Below are 13,031 nucleotides of genomic sequence, written 5' to 3' on the forward strand. Positions count from 1 at the left end.
GTAGAAGAAGACATTGTAAAAACGCTCAGAGATTTAGTAAATCGGTGGTTACCCCCAAAAGTTAGAGTTTTATTATGCAGCTGATTGGCTGGATTGAGTTCGGTATTCGACTGGACTCAATCCGGCTAATTTTTCTTTTGAACGTTCATTGTTATACCAGTAGATATATTCTTCTATTCTTCTTTTTAATTCTTCATAGCTTACTAGTTTTTCCCCATAATACATTTCTTGCTTTAAAATGCCAAAGAAATTCTCCATCGAAGCGTTGTCTGCGCACGTTGCTTTACGCGACATACTTTGGAATATTTTATTTGCTTTTAATGTCTTCACCCATTGGTTGTGTTGGTAATGCCAGCCTTGATCGGAATGAATAGTAGTGCGATAGGTTGCATGATTTTCTATTATTCCTATTGTTTCTTTTAAAGGTTCCATGACAAGATCTAATGTTGGACGTTTCCTAATTCCAAACGCTATAATTTCTCCGTTATAAAGATCAAGAATTGGATTTAGATATAACTTCTCCTCCCCAAGACATTTGAATTCTGTAATGTCGGTTACTAATTTCTGAAGAGGAATAGGTGTGCTAAAACGGCGGGAAACTCGGTTTTTTGCAACCTTCCCAACCTTTCCTTTATAGGAATTGTATTTACGGGATTTCCGCATAAATTTTACACATTTCAATCCTAGTTCTCGCATAAGTCGATACACTTTCTTATGATTAACACGATGTCCTAATTTATTTAATTCCTTCGTGATGCGTTTATAACCATAGCGTTCATGAAATTTCTTAAATAGGTCAGTAATAAGTTCCTTAAGTTCCCTGTCCGGGTCTTCTTTTTCAAGGTTTTTGATATGATAGTGATAGGTTGCTTCAGGAATACCCACCACAAGGAAAATATCCTTTAATCGGAATCCTTCTTCTTTGAGTTCGAATGCCAGTTTTGCTTGGGCTTTTCGAGGAAGACATTCGGATTTCCCCGAAAAGCTCTCAGCTTTTTTAGGTATGCATTTTCTAACCTTAGTAGTTCGTTCTCACGTTCCAATTCTTCTTCACGTGTTAATTGTTTTTCTTCCTTTTTCTTTTGTTTATTGTGTTTCTTAGACATAGAAGACCGCCCCTTTGGTTTTGGAATTAGGCCTTCTACTCCTTGTTCATGAAATTCTTTCATCCAGCGAATAATCAAGGAAGGGTTGTTCAAATTAAAATGAACAGCAGTTTCTAAATAAGAAGCACCTGTGTTTAACATAAATTGTATCGTATCCATCTTAAATTGAACAGAATATTCCTTTTTCGTTTTCCTATGTTTTAACCCATCCATCCCTTGAGCCTTATATACATTCACCCATTCACGTATAGAGGTCTGGCTTCCCATATTATATTTTTTTGCCAATGATCCATACCCAATGTTTCCCTCTAAATACTCGGTGACAAGTCTTATTTTGAATTCTTCACTATATTTTGCCATAAAAACACCCCCGAAAGTTAGATTTATTACTCTAACTTTCGGGGGTCGGTACCATCTCTGAGCGTTTTTCTTTACCAAATGTAATGTTATTTAGCTTGTTGTGGTCATTTCGATAATTGTGTTGCTATTTTGCCATCAAATTACGTTTTTGTAATCCAAAACCGAACTACTTAATAAATAGCGAGAAGATAGCATATTTTGGGATTATTGAACAGTCCATTAAAAATAGGGCTAGATGGGAGAGGTAAAATGTGGAAATTGTCTATTAAGTTGAACAAGATATCCAGATTCATACCAACAATGAATGAAAAAAAGAAAATGGTGGATACCTCCAATAAAGTGACATGGAGGACCTGCCATTTTCTTTTCAAAATTAAGGGGTCTGGAATATACTATGATGTGTTAAACTAAATATAAATCGAGAGTAGGGATAACCCTAAGTCGCCAAACTTGTTCTGTTATCCTTATTTCTCGTTCTTAGCATCTTTTAGGACAATCGCCAATACAACTAATCCCCAGATGCTTAGAGCAACCTCCATCCTTCCACCTCCTGTTTTTGTCGCTTGTCTTAATTATACAACAATAAAGTTATTCAAGTGAACGATCCTATGAGTAGAATAATAGGTTTATAGCCTTTTCTTTCCTTACTTAAAATACTTTTGCTTTTATGTTATAATGCAAAATTAATTTTAAAGATTGATTTGATTGTGATGTACAGACACTGAAGACCACCACTACCAGAAAATGATTCTATTATGAAGTAGAGATTAATTTAATACTAGGCATAACCCCCATCGACCAAATACCCCACCCTTTTACAATAAGCGAAATATAACTAATATAGTCAATTACAGAATAACATTGATTCGATTCCAAAATTAAAGCGATTATATATTAAGGCAATGAATGTACACTTGATCCTGTTTTAAAATACAGGGTCTTTTTTATGTGGTTTTATAAAAATATTAAACATTAGCTGCAATAAATGTTTAATAATATCAAATAATACCTTTACATTATTAAAAAATATGTTAAACTAAATTTAAATATAAAGGAGTGAGGGAATATATGGATATAAAAAATGTACCAGATTGGATTTTATCCTTAGATGAAGAAGATATGGAATTCATTAAAAAATTCGTAATGAATTCAGGATCTTTAAAAGAAATAGCAAAAATTTATGAGGTTTCTTATCCAACGGTCAGGATTAAGTTGGATAGGTTAATTGAAAAGATAAAATTGAATGATGCTGCTGATAATGAGGAATTTATAAAATTCATTAAACAGCTTTCAATTGATGACCGTATTAATTTGGAAGAGGCAAAATTAATTATAGAAAAATATAAAAATGAAAAGGGTGAAAGATGATGTTTGGTTTTGGTTTTTATGATGTTTTTATTATTGCTGGAATACTTGGTGTGCAATACTTTTTATCAACGAGAAATAGTGTTTATTGGGGAGGAGTTATCCCATTGGTTTTCGTTGTTTGGCGTACTTGGATATTTTTTAATGAAAACGAAAAGTTTCTTTCTTATGCGTTAATTCTTTTACTTGGACTTGCCTTTCTAATTGGTGGTTGGTACGAGGGCAGAAAAGCTCTTCATAAAAAGAGAAAGCAAGAATTGGATAAAATGAAGTCTCATGATATGAAATAAAAGAAAAAGGGAGAGAAGAAAGTGGTTCATATATTAAAAAGGGAGTTTATTGATTCATTTAAAAGTATACGGTCAATCCTTATTATTTTATTTATTATTTTCATTTCTTATCAAGCAGCTGCATTTGTCGATAATAATCCTAGCTTTATTAATGAACTTACCGGGGCTGGAGGCGAGGAAGGCTCTGCATATACGGCAGCAATTGCCTTGATTGTACTCGTGTTTGGTTTTTTGCTTGTTTTTGCCACATCTCATGATTTGGTTTACAAGGAGATTGAGTTGAAAACGATTCGACTGCTTGTGACAAAAGTGCCAAGGCTACAAATTATGTTAGGTAAGTTACTAGGAACGATGTTGTTTTGGATTATCACAATCTCTATATCCTTCAGCATATTATCTATGTTTGCGAATTCTTGGTTCCCAAAGGATTATTTTCAAACCATAATATTCTTATTTTATATTGTCAGTTTTGTATTACTAATCTCCACTGCCATTACGAAAACAAAACTAACAATGTTCTTAGGAATTATATTAGGTATAAGTTTGCCAATTATAGGCCTGACAGCAATAGTATCCGATAAATGGTATTTAGCACCATTCAAATATATCTTGCCATATAAATACTTAGATGGTTCATTTGGTTTGATGTTTGTTCCGTTGGCCATTGGTATTATTTATTTTCTAATATCTGTTTTACTTATGCAAAGGAAGGACTTATAAATGACGGAGATAATTAAAATAAATCAATTGACAAAAAGATATGGAACAACTGAAGTTTTAAAAGGTATTAATTTAACAATTCATCAAGGCGAGGTCTTTGGCTTTGTTGGTCATAATGGAGCAGGAAAATCAACCTTTATCCATACAATTACAGGAATAATTCACAAAAGCTCAGGTATTTTTAAGATAAAGGATGCTCCCGATGATCAGATTGATAAATCGAAAAAAGTAATGGGCGTAATGCCGGATGTCTCTAATTTATATGAACATATGAGAGGAATACACTTTTTACGTTATATGGGTAAACTGTCGGGAGATCGACGTAGCAAGAGAGATTATACAATCCTAATGAAAGAGGTTGGGTTAGAAGGTGCTGAAAAGAAAAAGATAAAGACATATTCCTTTGGTATGAAAAAGAAAATATGTATAGCTCAGGCGTTACTTGGAAATCCTGACTTAATTATTCTGGATGAGCCAACCTCTGGCCTTGATCCGGAATCGGCAATTAAAATACGAAACTTAGTAATGAGACAGCAAAAACTTGGAAAAACTATTCTTCTCACCTCACATAATTTAGATGAAATCGACAAAGTAAGTGATAGGGTAGGTATTTTAAGCGATGGTGTTATAAAAAAACTAGGTACACCCCGACAATTAAAAGAAGAAACTGGGGTTGGAATTAGTATCTCTGTCCGAACGAAGCCAACTTTACGGAAAGATGACATTCAAATGCTTTCTAAGAAACTTGACATGGATGTGACCTTTGTAGAAAGTAAAAAAGAATATACGCTGTTACAAGTTGCTTCAGATGAGGATATTTCATTATTATCAAAAGAGCTAATCGAATCTGGTGTTCAATTATATGAATTGAAAGTGGAAGAACGTTCATTAGAGGATGTGTTTATGAACACTAAATAGTGAACTAGAAAGGACATTATTTGGCTTTTCCAAAATAATTGTTATGGATATAAAATAGAAGGCATTCTCAGATATAATAGGGTTTAGCCATGTATAATGTGGCTTTAAGATTAAGTTTGATATTATATAATAAAGATTGATAATTCATAATAAAATCCGATACAATTATGTTAATATACGGTTCTTCCGCAATCAGGCCATATTGCTGAAGACTTTCTTCAAAGGTAATTGGAAACCTATGTTAAAAAGGTATGATAGATATTTTGTTGGATTGTATTTTAACTATGTAGCTAGTTAGGAAGTAACTCGTTAAAATGGGGTGTAAAAATGGATTCGTTACTTTGGATAACTGTTGGTTTCATCATAATCGGATTTGTTGTTCTTGTTTCTATGAAAAAAAGTATGGAAAGGAAGGTAGCTATAATAATAGAAAACGAGGAAAGTATGGAGAGTAAACAGATTTCAAATAAACCCGTTATCTGGTGGATAGTGGGAACCACGGTATGGGGACTAGTAAGTATGTTTTTAATCGTACGGTCTTTTTCTGTTTTTATGTAAAATGGAGTTAAGACGAAGTAATTCATTTTTGTGAAAGACTGTATTTAAGTAATCGGGTGCGATTGTGAGACAATAATAAGTAAATTATTATGGGACAAAACCTAAAATATCCTAATAATTCCATTTAATCAATCTTTATTTTCAACAAAACCTTGTCCTTTTAAATATTGACATTAGAGTTCTATTTCGTTATTATTATCTATACACACATAAACGAATTTACACACTTTTTATATAAAACACACACAAAATCAAGTTTGACAAGGGATTATGTCCAATTACACACCGAACGGAGGACATAACTTCCTTTTTAATCTATGTACGGGTATTTTAACATTGTAAAGAAAGGAGTGTTATAGATGGCTGGTGCAGGAAGAAAAGGTCGTGGAAAACGTCGGAAAGTGTGTTATTTCACTGCGAACGGTATTACACATATCGATTATAAAGATGTTGAACTTCTTAAAAAGTTTATTTCTGAACGTGGTAAAATTTTACCTCGTCGTGTAACAGGAACAAGTGCTAAATATCAACGTATGTTAACAAGAGCAATTAAACGTGCTCGTCAAGTTGCATTACTTCCATATGTTTCAGAAGAAAGATAATAATCGTATTCGTAGAAGCGACAAAGAGTATTCTTTGTCGCTTCTTCTCTTTTTCATACATATAAAGAATGGATAAGCTTGAAATTTTGGTTCTTTGTCAAATGTTGGGGTTAAGCTACCGCGCTTTCGCTTGGTGACCTTTTATTGTAGGTATGAAATAAAATTCATACCTACAATAAAAGGGGGATTATTTCTAGCCTAGATGGACCCCTATTCCTTTATACTTGTGTGATAACAATATTCTAGCTCTTGCTCGTTTGAAGTTTCTGAAACCATACGCATTCCGTTTTATTACCTTTGTGTGGTTATTTATTCCTTCCAGAAATCCATTAGAATAGCTATACATAAAACTATTTAAAATTTCTTTTTCCCAGTTTTTAAACGTCCGTATGCTGCGTAGAAATTCCTGCACTCCAGTATCTCTAACTAACTGATAAAACGTGTTTAAGCCTTCTTTGGTTTTACGCATACCTTCTGAACCATTTTCTTTCGCTTGTTTGAACCATTCACAATAAGCCTCTTTTAATTGATACGCCATATCTAGTTCCTTCGACATACCACGGTATCGATCTAGGTACCATCTCTCGTTTTCGGTTAGTTTCGCACTATCTTTGTAAAATACATATCTCATTTTTTTACACTTTTTCCGGTCATAATCATTCCAATCTGACTGAATCCGCCTTCTTACTTTATCAAGTGCCCAATAGATATAGCGACAAAAATGAAAATGGTCGGCTATAATTAGTGGATGATCTAAGGCCTTTCGTACAGCCGATTTAAAGGAATGGCTCATGTCCATAATGACTATTTCTACATTGGCCCCATACTTTCGTAAGTATTGTGATATTGTTTTTCCTTTTCTATTCGGTAATATATCCAAAGGCTCTCTTGTATCTCCGTTTGCGATGATTAACTGATACTTTCCTTCTTTGGTATCCCCTTTATACTCATCTATAGCGATTACTCTCGGGAGTTCCTTAACTTCCCCTACTTCATTTTCGGCAAATGCATCAAATCGTCTTATAACCGTTGAAATCGAAGTACCATATTGTTGAGCTAGTTCCTTAAATGTTTTGGCTTGAACACTTCTCACGTTTACAGCCTGATTCCACTCTTTGGTAAACCGTTTATAACGCTCCACAAAATTGTTTTTCTCAGGAAACCTCTTCTCGCAAGCATCACAACGATATCGTCTCTTGTTATAAAAGATATAGCAGAGGCGTTCAAACCACTTTAAATGCTTGATTTTCTGCATTCGATAATCATGAATTTGTCGTGTTTTGGCACCACATCTAGGACAAGTATGTGTGCGTGCTTCCATTTCAACAAACAACGCTAATCTGTCATCCATTTGTTCCACTTTTAGTATTTTTACGTCTTCTAATCCTGGCATAATTATGTTATTATTCATTTGCACACGACTCCCTTTCTTTAACTTGTTTCTGTCAATTCAAGTATAAAAGGAAATTAGGAGTCGTGTGTCTCTTTTTTTTGAATCTTTTATTAACCCCAACATTTATTATAGAGCCGAAATTTTTACCTCATCAATTCCACTACTGAATGTACAATTTTTACTGTTATCGGACATAAAAATAATGATTATGCAATTTAACAAACGATTAAAAACTGTATGATAATTGATAAAGTAATCATAATAGTAGATTTCATGTATTATTGCTTAGTTGAAGCGACTGGTTATTATCTGTAAAATAAGGATATAGGAAATTGACATTTTTAGGGGAAATTTATCAAAACAACATAGACGAGGTGTTTTAGTGAAAGCAAAGACTTTAACGGAAGGTGCAATTAGTTTAGCCATTTATACAATTATGCTATTGATCTTCTTGTATGTTCCCATATTTGGGGCTATCATTATATTTGCACTACCAGTATCTTATATTTATTTTACAGCGAAGCACAATTGGAAAGATGGGTTGTTAGTTTTTATTGCCTCAGTCATCCTTACATTTATTATAGGCTCGTGGGCCGCTTTATTCATTCCGTTTTCATATGGAATTGTAGGTATCGTACTTGGTTGGTGTATTTATACAAAAAAGGAAAGATTCATTTCATTTTCAGCAGCATCATTAGTCTTACTAATCAGTCTAGTCATTGGGTATATCGTAACAACTATATTTTTTAATATCGATTACTTAAAAGAAATACAAGATATGGTTTCTCAATCATTAAATGAGAGTATGACGATGCTTGAAATGTTAGGACAAGAAACAGAACAGATGAAAACTAGGTTAAATGAATTTGGAGATTTATTTATTACACTTCTTCCTAGTTTACTTATACTGTTATCTGCTATTAGTGTATTACTCATTCAATTAATTTCCTACCCAATTTTGAAAAGATTAGGTGTTGAAGTAAGTCATGCTAGACCATTTAGAGATATATCATTACCAAAAAGTCTAATCTGGTACTTTTTAATCATTATGATTCTTTCGCTAGTTATTGAAGCAGAAAAAGGAACGTTTATATATAATGTTATTACGAACTTTCTGTTCGTTATTGACTTTCTTTTTGTTTTGCAAGCCATTACATTTCTATTTAATGTTTGTTATAAAAAAGGAATACATAAAACATGGGCTATTGTTGGAACGATTTTTATCTTATTAAATCCATTAGCAAATCAATTGGCTAAAATTATTGGTATATTTGATTTAGGGTTTGATTTAAGAAATCAAATACAGAGAAAAGAATAAATTTAGATAGAGATGGCGTTACATCTTTTGCATAGGAAGAGTGAAATTGAATATGAATTGTATTAAACAAAAATTTCACTTGATTTTCAAAAAAATTAGGAGTTGGAGTATATGCCAATCTTTTTAAGAACTGGCCATATGAAAAAACTATTAATTGGTTTTTTCGCCATTATGTTCTTATTATTAGTTATATTAGGTTTTTACAACTGGGTGCTAAGTGGAATAGCATGTATTATTTTAGTGGCATTTTTGATTTTACTCATTCGAAGTAGTGCTTATTTTCAGACCCAAGTTGAAAAGTATGTATCGCTTCTTTCTTACCGGGTTAAAAAGGTTGGTGAAGAGGCGTTACTAGAAATGCCAATTGGAATTATTTTAATTAATGATGACAATATCGTGGAGTGGGCCAATCCTTATATGAATGTGAATTTCCAAGAGGAATCATTAATTGGAAAGTCAATCTATGATTTGTCTGATGAGTTAATTCAAATGATCATCCAAGAGTTAGAAAAAGGGATTATAACGATTAATAATCAAAAATTCCGCGTCGTATATAAAAAGGAAGAAAAATTAATCTATTTTTTCGATATAACTGAGCAAGCCTTAATTGAACAAAAATATCAGGAAGAACAACCAGTCATAGCGATTGTCTTTCTCGATAATTATGATGAAGTGACTCAAGGAATGGATGATTTAGCTCGTGGATCATTAAATGGACGGGTTACATCATTACTAAATGAGTGGGCGAATGAATTTGGGATCTATTTAAAAAGAGTTACAGCTGACCGATTTATGGCTGTATTAAATCAAAAAATTTTAAGTGAGTTAGAAAAGGGTAAATTTTCGATACTCGACGATATTCGTGAATCAGGTGCAAAAAACAGCCTTCCCTTAACACTTAGTATTGGAGTTGGAGCAGGGGTTTCATCCTTACCAGAATTGGGGAGTATTGCCCAATCAAGTCTTGACTTAGCATTAGGCCGGGGGGGAGACCAAGTTGCAATTAAACTACCGAATGGAAAAGTGAGATTTTATGGCGGAAAAACAAACCCAATTGAGAAACGGACACGAGTACGGGCACGAGTTATCTCTCATGCACTACGAGAATTAATTGAAGAAAGTGATCGTATTTTTATTATGGGACATAATTATCCGGATATGGATGCGATTGGGTCGTCTATCGGTATTTTAAAAATTGCACAAATGAATGGAAAAGAATCTTATGTTATACTTAATGAGCAAGAAATAGATTCTGGTGTAAGAAAATTACTAAATGAGGTTAAAGAGAAATCCGATATATATGATCATTTTATTTCCCCACAAGATGCGCTCGAAATGAGCATGACCAATGCTTTATTAGTCATTGTGGATACCCATAAGCCATCTTTAGTTATTGAAGAACGTCTAGTCAACCGTTGTGAAAGAATTGTCGTTATTGATCACCATAGGAGAAGCGAGGAATTTGTACAGAATCCATTACTTGTTTATATGGAACCGTATGCTTCATCTACATCTGAATTAGTGACTGAACTACTCCAATATCAACCTAATCGTAAAATAGATATTCTTGAGGCAACTGCTCTACTTGCAGGTATAATTGTTGATACAAAGAGCTTTACACTACGTACTGGTTCACGGACGTTTGATGCAGCCTCTTATTTACGAACAAAAGGTGCAGATACCGTATTAGTTCAAAAATTTTTACGAGAAGATTTAGATACATTTATTAAACGGGCAAAGCTTGTTGAAAATGTAGAATTTTACAGACGGGGAATTGCGATTACAAGAGCAAATGCGTCTGAACAGTATAATCAGATTTTAATTGCCCAAACGGCAGACTTACTGTTAGCGATGGAAAATGTTGAAGCTTCCTTTGTTATATCAAAACGTCCGGATGATACGGTAGGTATTAGTGCGCGCTCCCTAGGTAAGGTAAATGTGCAGCTCATTATGGAACAACTTGAAGGAGGCGGCCACCTAACGAACGCAGCAACACAATTAACAGACACGACAATTGCTGATGCGGAAAAACGGCTTAAAGCTGTCATCGATAAGTATTTAGAAGGAGTGAATGAATCATGAAAGTAATTTTTCTAAAAGATGTAAAAGGGAAAGGTAAAAAGGGTGAAGTAAAAAATGTTGCGGACGGTTACGCACATAACTTTTTAATAAAAAATGGTTATGCAATAGAAGCGACAAAAGCGAATATTAAAACGTTAGAGGCGAAGAAACGTAAAGAAGAGCAAGAAGCATTACAAGAAAAAGAACAAGCAAAACAATTGAAAGAACGGATAGAAAAGTTAACCGTTGTAATTCCTGCAAAATCTGGTGAAGGTGGACGTCTTTTCGGTTCTGTCACATCAAAACAAATTGCTGAACAGCTTGAAAAGCAACATAAGATTAAAATTGACAAGCGTAAAATTGAATTAACGGATGCAATTCGTGCTCTAGGTTTTACAAAAGTACCTGTTAAATTATATACAGATGTTCAAGGTACACTTACTGTACATGTAAAAGAAGATAATTAAATTATTTCCATCGAAATAAAGTTTTGTTCATGTTAGAATAAAAAAAGAATAACTATGACGGCTGTCTCAATCATGAGAACCATTTAGAAGTGATTAATAGGATGGGGATTATATGGGGCAGCCTTTTTCTATTGAACAAGTTCATGATTTCTATAAAAATAGATATTTAGAATAATATTCGGAGGTTTAGTATAAAAATGAATGATCTTTTGATCGACCGGACTCCTCCCCAAAATATTGAAGCTGAACAGGCTGTCTTAGGTGCCATATTTATTGAGCCAGAGAGTTTAACCGTTGCATCAGAAAGTTTACTACCTGAGGACTTTTATCGCAGTGCTCACCAAAAGATTTTCTCTATCATGTTAAGTTTAAATGATCGCGGAATGGCTGTTGATGTTGTAACTGTTTCTGAAGAATTAGCTGCGTCAGACCAATTAGAAAATATTGGTGGCATTTCATACTTAATGGAACTTGCTAATTCTGTTCCTACTGCGGCTAATATTGAATACTATGCAAAAATTGTTGAGGAAAAATCGTTATTACGTCGTCTCATTCGGACAGCAACAGATATAGCACAAGATGGTTATACAAGGGAAGATGAAGTAGAAAGTCTATTAACAGAGGCAGAAAAAAGAATTTTAGAAGTAGCCAATCGAAAAAACGCTGGTGCTTTCCAAGATATTAAAGATGTATTAGTTAAAACCTATGATCATATAGAACAGCTGCACAGTAGAAAAGGTGACATAACAGGAATTCCTACTGGATTTAATGATTTAGATCATATGACGGCTGGATTTCAACGGAATGACTTAATTATTGTGGCAGCCCGTCCATCTGTAGGGAAAACAGCTTTTGCATTAAATATCGCTCAAAATGTTGCAACGAAAACAGATGAAAATGTAGCAATCTTCTCGCTTGAGATGGGTGCTGAGCAGCTCGTTATGCGTATGCTTTGTGCGGAGGGAAATATTAATGCGCAAAATTTACGGACAGGATCACTTACGGATGAAGATTGGAAAAAGTTAACGATGGCGATGGGGAGTTTATCAAATGCGGGCATTTATATTGATGATACACCGGGTATACGAGTTCAAGAGATAAGAGCAAAATGCAGGCGGCTAAGACAAGAACATGGGTTAGGTATGATTGTGATTGATTATCTGCAATTAATTCAAGGAAATGGTAGAAGTTCCGATAACCGGCAACAAGAAGTTTCGGAAATATCACGTTCATTGAAGGCATTAGCCCGTGAATTAGAAGTACCTGTCATCGCATTATCACAGTTATCACGTTCTGTAGAGCAACGTCAAGATAAGCGGCCAATGATGTCTGATATTCGTGAATCAGGTAGTATTGAGCAAGATGCCGATATTGTAGCTTTCCTCTACCGCGATGATTACTATGATAAGGAATCAGAGAACAAAAATATTATTGAAATCATTATTGCAAAACAACGGAATGGTCCAGTAGGAACGGTTCAGTTAGCTTTTGCAAAGGAATATAATAAGTTTGTTAATTTAGATAGAAGATTTGACGATGCACAAGTACCACCAGGGGCCTAAATAATTAGGCTTCTTTTTGGGTTACTAGGAAACGATAAATTTATTTATTTCTACTTTCCGCAACACTAAGCTAAAACGACAGACCCCGAACCGTCTAAAGTCTCGAGCGACCCTCAGCTTTCTTCATTAACCGAACATAACAGGGACAATGGATAGTAAATCTTAATTATTTAAGCGAAAAAGATATGGTAGCTAAGATTAAACACGAACGTTAACTATAATAACATTTAAAAATATTCGTATTCCATCTTGACAATCAAATGATAAATGGTAGACTTAATTGTTGTATAAAAATATATTGGAGGTGGCCC

The 13,031-nt window shown here is 33.9% G+C and carries 13 protein-coding genes; 10 read left to right on the forward strand and 3 right to left on the reverse strand.

All coding sequences use genetic code 11. The features are described from left to right. Positions 1-72: 72 nt before the first annotated feature. Together BN2144_RS05995 and BN2144_RS06000 are read right to left on the reverse strand one after the other, a co-directional pair. Complete coding sequence (locus tag BN2144_RS05995; protein ID WP_139017858.1) at positions 73-1,005, reverse strand: IS3 family transposase; 933 nt, start codon at positions 1,003-1,005, stop codon at positions 73-75. Further along, positions 903-1,466 (reverse strand): helix-turn-helix domain-containing protein, encoded by a 564-nt coding sequence (locus BN2144_RS06000; RefSeq protein WP_033826331.1) that lies wholly within the window; start codon positions 1,464-1,466, stop codon positions 903-905. The genes BN2144_RS05995 and BN2144_RS06000 overlap by 103 nt, the downstream gene beginning before the upstream one ends. Positions 1,467-2,534: 1,068 nt before the next feature. Here BN2144_RS06000 and BN2144_RS06005 point away from each other — a divergent pair. From BN2144_RS06005 to rpsR, 6 genes are all read left to right on the forward strand, one after another. Next, entirely contained in the window at positions 2,535-2,834 is a 300-nt protein-coding gene (locus BN2144_RS06005; RefSeq protein ID WP_033827382.1) for a DUF2089 family protein, read from the forward strand. Then, the gene (locus tag BN2144_RS06010; RefSeq protein ID WP_033827383.1) at positions 2,834-3,121 is read left to right on the forward strand and encodes a hypothetical protein; all 288 of its coding nucleotides are present in this window, start codon (positions 2,834-2,836) and stop codon (positions 3,119-3,121) included. Before BN2144_RS06005 ends, BN2144_RS06010 begins: the two co-directional genes overlap by 1 nt. A 21-nt stretch (positions 3,122-3,142) precedes the next feature. Next, entirely contained in the window at positions 3,143-3,841 is a 699-nt protein-coding gene (locus BN2144_RS06015) for an ABC transporter permease subunit (protein ID WP_033827384.1), read from the forward strand. Further along, complete coding sequence (locus BN2144_RS06020; protein WP_033827385.1) at positions 3,842-4,759, forward strand: ABC transporter ATP-binding protein; 918 nt, start codon at positions 3,842-3,844, stop codon at positions 4,757-4,759. Positions 4,760-5,086: 327 nt separating this feature from the next. Beyond that, entirely contained in the window at positions 5,087-5,317 is a 231-nt protein-coding gene (locus BN2144_RS20310; protein ID WP_033827386.1) for a hypothetical protein, read from the forward strand. 359 nt (positions 5,318-5,676) lie between these two features. Continuing rightward, positions 5,677-5,919 (forward strand): 30S ribosomal protein S18, encoded by a 243-nt coding sequence (rpsR, locus tag BN2144_RS06030; protein ID WP_033827387.1) that lies wholly within the window; start codon positions 5,677-5,679, stop codon positions 5,917-5,919. Between the two features lie 193 nt (positions 5,920-6,112). On the opposite strand, the gene BN2144_RS06035 is transcribed toward rpsR, so the two are convergent. Next, positions 6,113-7,336: an ISL3 family transposase gene (locus tag BN2144_RS06035; protein ID WP_082195149.1), complete on the reverse strand. Its 1,224-nt coding sequence runs from the start codon at positions 7,334-7,336 to the stop codon at positions 6,113-6,115. Between the two features lie 358 nt (positions 7,337-7,694). Here BN2144_RS06035 and BN2144_RS06040 point away from each other — a divergent pair, with 358 nt between their 5' ends. The 4 genes from BN2144_RS06040 (at position 7,695) to dnaB (ending at position 12,720) form a co-directional block, all read left to right on the forward strand. Then, entirely contained in the window at positions 7,695-8,630 is a 936-nt protein-coding gene (locus BN2144_RS06040) for a YybS family protein (protein WP_033827388.1), read from the forward strand. A 111-nt stretch (positions 8,631-8,741) separates the two neighbouring features. Next, positions 8,742-10,712: a DHH family phosphoesterase gene (locus tag BN2144_RS06045; protein ID WP_033827389.1), complete on the forward strand. Its 1,971-nt coding sequence runs from the start codon at positions 8,742-8,744 to the stop codon at positions 10,710-10,712. Further along, positions 10,709-11,158 carry a 50S ribosomal protein L9 gene (rplI, locus tag BN2144_RS06050; protein WP_033827390.1) on the forward strand — a complete coding sequence of 150 codons (450 nt, stop codon included), beginning with the start codon at positions 10,709-10,711 and terminating at the stop codon, positions 11,156-11,158. Before BN2144_RS06045 ends, rplI begins: the two co-directional genes overlap by 4 nt. Before the next feature lie 197 nt (positions 11,159-11,355). Continuing rightward, positions 11,356-12,720, forward strand: a complete 1,365-nt coding sequence (dnaB, locus tag BN2144_RS06055; RefSeq protein ID WP_033827391.1) for a replicative DNA helicase — start codon at positions 11,356-11,358, stop codon at positions 12,718-12,720. Positions 12,721-13,031 lie beyond the last annotated feature (311 nt).

The sequence above is a fragment of the Bacillus andreraoultii genome (assembly GCF_001244735.1).
Taxonomy (GTDB): Bacteria; Bacillota; Bacilli; order Bacillales; family Caldibacillaceae; genus Caldifermentibacillus; species Caldifermentibacillus andreraoultii.

What these genes read in the sequence shown, in the direction of transcription:
- BN2144_RS06000 (WP_033826331.1), bottom strand. Translation starts at nt 1,466, where the DNA reads ATGGCAAAATATAGTGAAGAATTCAAAATAAGACTTGTCACCGAGTAT.
- BN2144_RS06005 (WP_033827382.1), top strand. Translation starts at nt 2,535, where the DNA reads ATGGATATAAAAAATGTACCAGATTGGATTTTATCCTTAGATGAAGAA.
- BN2144_RS06010 (WP_033827383.1), top strand. Translation starts at nt 2,834, where the DNA reads ATGTTTGGTTTTGGTTTTTATGATGTTTTTATTATTGCTGGAATACTT.
- BN2144_RS06020 (WP_033827385.1), top strand. Translation starts at nt 3,842, where the DNA reads ATGACGGAGATAATTAAAATAAATCAATTGACAAAAAGATATGGAACA.
- BN2144_RS20310 (WP_033827386.1), top strand. Translation starts at nt 5,087, where the DNA reads ATGGATTCGTTACTTTGGATAACTGTTGGTTTCATCATAATCGGATTT.
- rpsR (WP_033827387.1), top strand. Translation starts at nt 5,677, where the DNA reads ATGGCTGGTGCAGGAAGAAAAGGTCGTGGAAAACGTCGGAAAGTGTGT.
- BN2144_RS06045 (WP_033827389.1), top strand. Translation starts at nt 8,742, where the DNA reads ATGCCAATCTTTTTAAGAACTGGCCATATGAAAAAACTATTAATTGGT.
- rplI (WP_033827390.1), top strand. Translation starts at nt 10,709, where the DNA reads ATGAAAGTAATTTTTCTAAAAGATGTAAAAGGGAAAGGTAAAAAGGGT.
- dnaB (WP_033827391.1), top strand. Translation starts at nt 11,356, where the DNA reads ATGAATGATCTTTTGATCGACCGGACTCCTCCCCAAAATATTGAAGCT.